This window comes from Streptomyces sp. NPDC020379, from assembly GCF_044387105.1.
GTDB lineage: Bacteria > Actinomycetota > Actinomycetes > Streptomycetales > Streptomycetaceae > Streptomyces.
In genome coordinates this window covers 66695-72694 of record NZ_JBIRVR010000031.1, presented here as the reverse complement: position 1 = coordinate 72694, position 6000 = coordinate 66695, and the positions used below count along the sequence as shown (strand labels likewise).

Annotated in this window: 7 protein-coding genes; 5 read left to right on the top strand and 2 right to left on the bottom strand. The window is 68.3% G+C overall.

Annotation, left to right across the window (positions count from 1 at the left end; translation table 11 throughout):
• Positions 1-129: 129 nt before the first annotated feature.
• Entirely contained in the window at positions 130-906 is a 777-nt protein-coding gene (locus ACH427_RS29790) for a hypothetical protein (protein WP_398874456.1), read from the bottom strand.
• Between the two features lie 359 nt (positions 907-1265).
• Between ACH427_RS29790 and ACH427_RS29785 the strand changes: the two genes are divergently transcribed.
• The 4 genes from ACH427_RS29785 to ACH427_RS29770 all read left to right on the top strand — a co-directional run bounded on the left by ACH427_RS29785 (position 1266) and on the right by ACH427_RS29770 (position 3642).
• Positions 1266-1991, top strand: a complete 726-nt coding sequence (locus ACH427_RS29785; RefSeq protein ID WP_398874454.1) for a hypothetical protein — start codon at positions 1266-1268, stop codon at positions 1989-1991.
• Between the two features lie 17 nt (positions 1992-2008).
• Positions 2009-2185: a hypothetical protein gene (locus ACH427_RS29780; RefSeq protein ID WP_398874453.1), complete on the top strand. Its 177-nt coding sequence runs from the start codon at positions 2009-2011 to the stop codon at positions 2183-2185.
• On the top strand, positions 2182-3135 hold the full coding sequence (locus tag ACH427_RS29775; RefSeq protein ID WP_398874451.1) for a lasso peptide biosynthesis B2 protein: 954 nt from the start codon (positions 2182-2184) through the stop codon (positions 3133-3135). Before ACH427_RS29780 ends, ACH427_RS29775 begins: the two co-directional genes overlap by 4 nt.
• A gap of 66 nt (positions 3136-3201) precedes the next feature.
• Positions 3202-3642 carry a hypothetical protein gene (locus tag ACH427_RS29770; RefSeq protein WP_398874449.1) on the top strand — a complete coding sequence of 147 codons (441 nt, stop codon included), beginning with the start codon at positions 3202-3204 and terminating at the stop codon, positions 3640-3642.
• Between the two features lie 294 nt (positions 3643-3936).
• Here ACH427_RS29770 and ACH427_RS29765 read toward each other — a convergent pair whose 3' ends face one another.
• Positions 3937-5217: a hypothetical protein gene (locus tag ACH427_RS29765; protein WP_398874447.1), complete on the bottom strand. Its 1281-nt coding sequence runs from the start codon at positions 5215-5217 to the stop codon at positions 3937-3939.
• A gap of 301 nt (positions 5218-5518) precedes the next feature.
• On the opposite strand from ACH427_RS29765, the gene ACH427_RS29760 reads away from it, so the two are divergent.
• The gene (locus ACH427_RS29760; RefSeq protein WP_398874444.1) at positions 5519-5986 is read left to right on the top strand and encodes a MarR family transcriptional regulator; all 468 of its coding nucleotides are present in this window, start codon (positions 5519-5521) and stop codon (positions 5984-5986) included.
• Positions 5987-6000 lie beyond the last annotated feature (14 nt).

Sequence of the window (6000 nt, the reverse complement as noted above, 5' to 3'; positions counted from 1 at the left end):
GCATTGGTCAGTTCATGTCGGCGCACCATGCCCAGCTCCTGCCCGGAACAGCAGCAGATCCACCACCCGGGCAAGAGCCAACAGACACTGCCTAGACGCCGGAGGCGTCCGCCCGGGCCGCGGTTCACCTCACCGCTTCTCGCTGTTCCCCTCCTGCGCGGGCGGGGTGTCGTTCGTGCCCGGAGTGGGCTTGCCCGGAGGGTTGGGCGCCTTGTCCTGCTTCGGGACTTCGACCTTGGTCTTGGAGAGGAACACCTTGCCGTTCTGCGCACCGCACGACGCCTTTTCATCAGCGGTCATCGGCCGGGTCTTCATGACCACGGCGCTCTTGACACCGTCCGTGTCATTGGGCGCCGGGCTGGTGACGGTGTCGTACCAATACCAGTTGTAGTGGCCCCAGTGCGTGTGCTTGTACCAGAGATCCCACTTCCCCTTGACCTGCTGCATGACCTGGGCCCGGGAAATCCAGCCGACCTCACCGGGCTTGACAGTCATGCCCATGCTGCCACCGTCCGAATGTTCCGTGGTCCATGAGTGCCCGTACTTCGCGGTGACACTGAGGTCGATGAGTCCGGCGATCTTTCCGCCGGCGGTGATGGAGACCTCGGCCGAATCGGTCGTCCCCACCTTGTCGGACCAGGTCAGGCCCTGGGTAGCAGGCGAGGTGGTGCAGTTGTAGAGCGTGTCCGACACCTGGTGGTAATTGCCCAGGTACGCCTTCTGGATCTCCGGGTTGGTGAATTTGCAGGTGCTGACGTCGGCACCGCTGGCGCAGTCGGCCATGACATCAGCCACGGTGGGGCGGTCGTCGGCAGCAGCGGGGAGGGTGGCGGCACCCATCGCCGTGGCCGCCGCGGCGGCCACGAGCAGAACACGCCTTCTCTTTCCCGTCCGGAAGTTCGCCATATCGTCACCTCTGACCTTTCAATCGGTTCGGAATATGCGGTTCCTCATTCCGCACGACTCACAGTGCTGCGCACACCGAGGAAAGGAACACCAAAACCTGGCAAAGACATAACGGAGCGACCTGGTTCACCAGCCTGTGCAGGCGATCGGGATTTTCTAAGAAAGAATAGAATTCTTCTATCCGCGCAGATAACTCGGCCTCGGGTTGTCCCATTCCAAACCGGAGAAACAAACCAGGACGGCCGGAGCCGTGCCCATCGTGCGCCGCCTGCCGGTCTGGCGGCCGCCGCCGTCCTCGCACTCGGAGCGAGAACCGGTGCCGCAGCCTCTCTCACCTCTACACAGCGGCGACCTAGATCATGCGGGATTCGTCCTCCGCCACCGAGAACAAGTGGACGGCGTACGTCGCGCAGCTCGCCAGGCGGCACGACATCGTTGCCGTCCAGGAGGCGGGTGAAGTACCCAGCAGCGCACAGCATGTCCGGGACTATGACATCCCCGACCAGGTCGGCGATAACTGGACGGTACGGGAGTACACCTGGCGGCCGCTGGCGGGCCTGGACTCCACCACGCTCGCCTGCCTGGCCGCCCGGCGCGAGCGCGTGACGGCCGTGACGTTCGCCGACGCCCGCCTCAAAGACGACGACCTCGCCTACGCGGCCCGCACAGCCGCCGCCGTCCCCGGCATCGACCACCACGCCGTGCCAGGAGGGAAGAAGACGGTCTACTACGCAGCCATAGACGACATCCCGGGCCTGCCGGTGACGGACGCACCGAACGCCTACGCGGTCACCGCCGCCATCAAGCGAGCCGTCCTCGCCGCCGTCGCGGAACAGCAGGGACTGGGGTGCATTTCACCGGCTCGGCCGGGGACGGGCTGCTGTCCGCGCCGCCGGTCTACATCCACGATCTGCTGCGGCGCCGCCGGCACCGCCGGGCCTGGCAACATGTCCAGGGACACGCGCGGCTGCGGAACACCTCCGTGTGGGCCGTCCTCGCCCAGCACCGGCCAGCCGCCCGCAGCACGCTCGCCGACGAGTGGCGGCATACGGCCGCCGGCCTGGAAGCCGGGCCGACCTACCTGACGCCCACCGCGTCCTCCGTGGTGCTGTTCCTGCTCGCCGGCAACGACGAGGGCCAGGCCGCCGGGCAGTACGCCGCCGCCTACGGCCTGCCCCGGCAGAAGGCCGCTGCCGACGTCCGTGCGGTCAGTGACGCGCTCGTCGCCCAGGGCCTCGCGGGAACAGTTGGTCGCCGCCGACGGGGGTGGCGACGGTGACCACCCTGGAGCCGTTCTCCACCGCCCGCACCGATCCCTTTCGCGGCCGGCTCGCCGCCGCCGCGGGTCTCGCCCTGGCCCTGGTCCTGCTGGCCCTGCCGTTCCGGCATACCGTCCGGGCCGCCCGCTGGGCCCGACGCGCCGGGCGCCGTCCCCTCGACCGGCAGCGGGCCGAGGACCTGATCGCCGCCGTGCGGCATACCGGCCGCCTGTGGCCTGTCCGGGCCGCCTGCATGGAGACCAGCCTCGGCGCCGTGCTCGCCGCAGCCCTCCTCGGCCGCCGCCTGGACTGGTGCCTGGGGGTGCGGTTCTGCCCGCCGCCCACCGAGTACCGCGCCTGGGCATCCCTACCCGAGGACGGCCCGGTCGGCGAGTGCACCGAGGCCGGATGGCACCACTACGTGGCCCTGACGATCAGAACCCCGTCAACCTTGCGCGTCAATGTGGCGATTCATGTGTCCCCCAAATGCGAGCGCCCGTTGAGGAACGCGTCCCGTCCCCAACTCCCCAAGGAGCCAACCCCCATGACCACCGCCGTCTCCCCCGCCGTCGCACAGGCCGCCGCGAGAGTCCCCGAGCGGCACTACACGCACAACGAGGCCCAGGGCGAGACCATCCACCGCACCAACCCGACGTTCGTCCGCCGGGATCTGTCCTTCCTCGGCGTCGAAGCGGGCAAGAACGTCCTGGAGATCGGCACCCGATCCGGCCTGACCGGCGGCCTGCTCGCCGAACTGGTCGGCCGGACCGGGCACGTCGTCTCCCTCGACATCGACCCGTTCCTGACCCGCTGGGCGAACCACATCCACGACGCCCGCGGGATCGGCAACATCCGCTGCCACGCAGTCAACGGAACCGAAGGCTTCCCCCGGGAAGGCGCCATTCCACCGCCTGGGCGCCTGGTGCACCCCGCCCCGGCTGCCGAAGGCGTGGGTCGAGCAGGTCAATGACGGCGACCTGATCGTCGCCACCCTGCCGAACGCCCCCGCAACACCTTCGCCGTCCCGCCCCGGTGGGTGGACTGGGAGAACCGCGTCCCGGCCACCTCGTGGATCTCCCTCGCCTGGCGTGATCAGGACGACTGGAAGAACTCCGCCGCCCACGCCACCCTCGACAAGCTCTTGGACCCCGGTCACACCGAGCAGTACCAGGGCAGGGCCATCGACTGGTCCAGCCTGCGCCTGTGGCTGGCCGCCACTGGGGTCCGGCTGACCATGGCCGAACTGGCCGAAGACGTCCCCGGGCTGGGGCACTCCACCCGTCACTCAGTCGCCGTGATCCAGGAGGACGGCACGATACTCGCCGACTGTGCCGGCTCCGGCTCCCTGACCGTCCTGCGCGGCTGGCTCGCCGCGTGGGAGGACGCCGGACGCCCCGGCCTCGACGCCTACGTGCCCACCCTCGTGCCGGACATGGACGCCGACGTTCCGGGCTGGGACCTCCGCCTCAGCCGGTAACGTCTTCGGCGGCCATAAAACCGCGGGTCGCGCGCCTCCTCACCGCAGACGAAAAGGCGCGACCCGCATTGTCCGCCATCAAAGCCCGTACCTGGCCCTCTCACCAGCAACTCAGCGCACGGAACGGCTGGTTGTCATACCCGGTCGCCGTGATGAGCGCATGGACGATTCCCTCAGCGTTCCCGCACTCCAGGACCAGCAGATCCCCGCCTGGGCCAGCACGGTCCCCTTACGAAGGGGGCACCGACGGAGAACTGTCCGCCGATCAGGTTTTTGAGGTGCGGGACCACATGCTTACGGGCAGTCCTGGCACACGGACCAAACCTCCCGCAGAAGGGCTCTGTGGTCCTCGCCGTAGGTGGCCACAGCCGCGTACACCGCATCAAGTGCTGCCTGGAGCGGATCGGCTTCAGCGGCGCCGAGCAGCGCGGGGATGGCCATGTGCGGCTGGGACATGCGTAGGTTCGGGTCCGGCGCGCCGATCGTGAGCATCGCCATGCGGGACGTCGGCGGTCCAGTCGGGCTCGACCGCTTCACCATGGCAGCCGCGGGGCCCACGACCAGTGAGGTGTGCTCGGGCCATGTCATCGGCGTGTGCGCCCCTTCGTGAGCGGGCGGCTGGAAGGGAGGCCGTTCGGGCGGGATGGCCCTGCCGACGGTCCTGTCGGGGACGCGCGGGTCGGATTCCAGGATCTGCCAGACGGGGGCCGGGTCATCGAAGGGAGGCGCCAGCGGGCGCCCTTGGGCCAGGGCGACAAGTCCCTCGGCGACCCAGTCGAGATCTGCCAGACCGGCCGCCTCGCACGCGCGTCGTGCCGCCAGCAGGGCCACCGCTCGCTGAGCCTCGGGACCGGCGGCGTCGATAGCGTGAACGAGGGCCGGGTCGAACTCGAGCAGGCCGCGTACGTTGCCCCTGACGTTGCGCAGGGTCTGGGTGGGCAGTTGTCCGCCCCAGTCCCATCGTTCGTAGGCGAGCTGGCGTTCTGCTTCTGCCTGTTCCTGTGCGAGGCGGGCAAGGCGTTCGGCCTCGGCGCGTTCTGCGGGCGTGGGAGGCGGCGGCTGCCGGCGGGCGTAGTCGTGCCAGTAGGCGGCGATCTCCGAGGACTGCTTCAGAATGCGGTCCGTGGCAGGCTGAGCAGGCCAGAACTGCAGGAGGTAGCAATCAATTTGGGGCTCAGCGTCCAGCCGGGTGTCCCGCTCGCGCGCCTCGTCCATGCCTCTTGCGCAGTAGCGCACCCGGTAGTCGGTCTCTTCCAGGCCCAGCTCCCAGCATGCCTCACCCGCCCATTGCAGGAGCATGCTGTTGCCCGAGACGGGCCGGAAGGACACCTCCACCACGTCCTCCCACACCGCATCCAGCGACGGGGCCCGGTCATGCACTTCGACGGTGAAGCCGACGCTGCCGGTATGCAGCCCCGTCGTCAGCCACAGCGCACCGGGCATCGCCGCCCCGCAGAGCCCACTGTTCTGCCCGGCGAACGCCTCCGCGAGGTCCAGGCCGAAGCTGTCTGGGGCGCTTTCGACATAGATCTGACCGTAGTGAACATGGACCTCGCCGTCGACCGGCCTACGCATCCCTGCCCCCTTCACTTCCAGTAACAGACCACCCCCGGCAGCCTACGGTGCAGCACTGACACTGCCGTCGGCCCAATACCCGAACCGCACCTGCCAGCGGTCGATCTCTTGACGGGATTCCCGGCCCTGCAAAACAGCTCCCCGGGCGGTTGGAGGAGATACTCATGGTCTGTCACCGTGGGTAGTTACGGGTCGCCCCACGAAACTGCCAACAGGGCAACGCGGAGATCGATCTTGACCTCAACTTTGCTTGAGGTTCTACGGTGCTTGCACCAGCGATCATTCCTAGGGGGTACCGCACATGACGACTCAGCACACACCCGACGCCGAACTCGCCGCTCAGCCGGCTGCGTACTGGACCGGAGTGGCCTACGAGGCCATCATCTCGTTCACCCGATCCCAGCAGGCCGAACTGGGCTTCACCCAGCCCCAGTTCTGGCTGCTGCGCAATCTGTCGAAGAACGACATCTCACCCGACGGCCGCGGCATGACCATCCCTGAACTTCAGCAGGCCATGAGCTCTTACATCAGGCCCGAAGACGACCTGAAGGCAGAGGCGGAAGTCCTGCTGGAGCGCGGTTGGCTCACCCACGATGCCGGGGGACGACTGTGGATCACCGAGTCGGGCGAGGAGGCTCGTGTCGGTCTCAAGCAGCACGCCCCGGCCATCCGGGCCCGTATCCACCAGGGCATCGATGACGCCGACTACGTCACCACACTGAAAGTGCTCCAGCAGATGATCCGAAACGCGGGCGGCACCCTGGCGTAGCCGCCCCCCGCCTG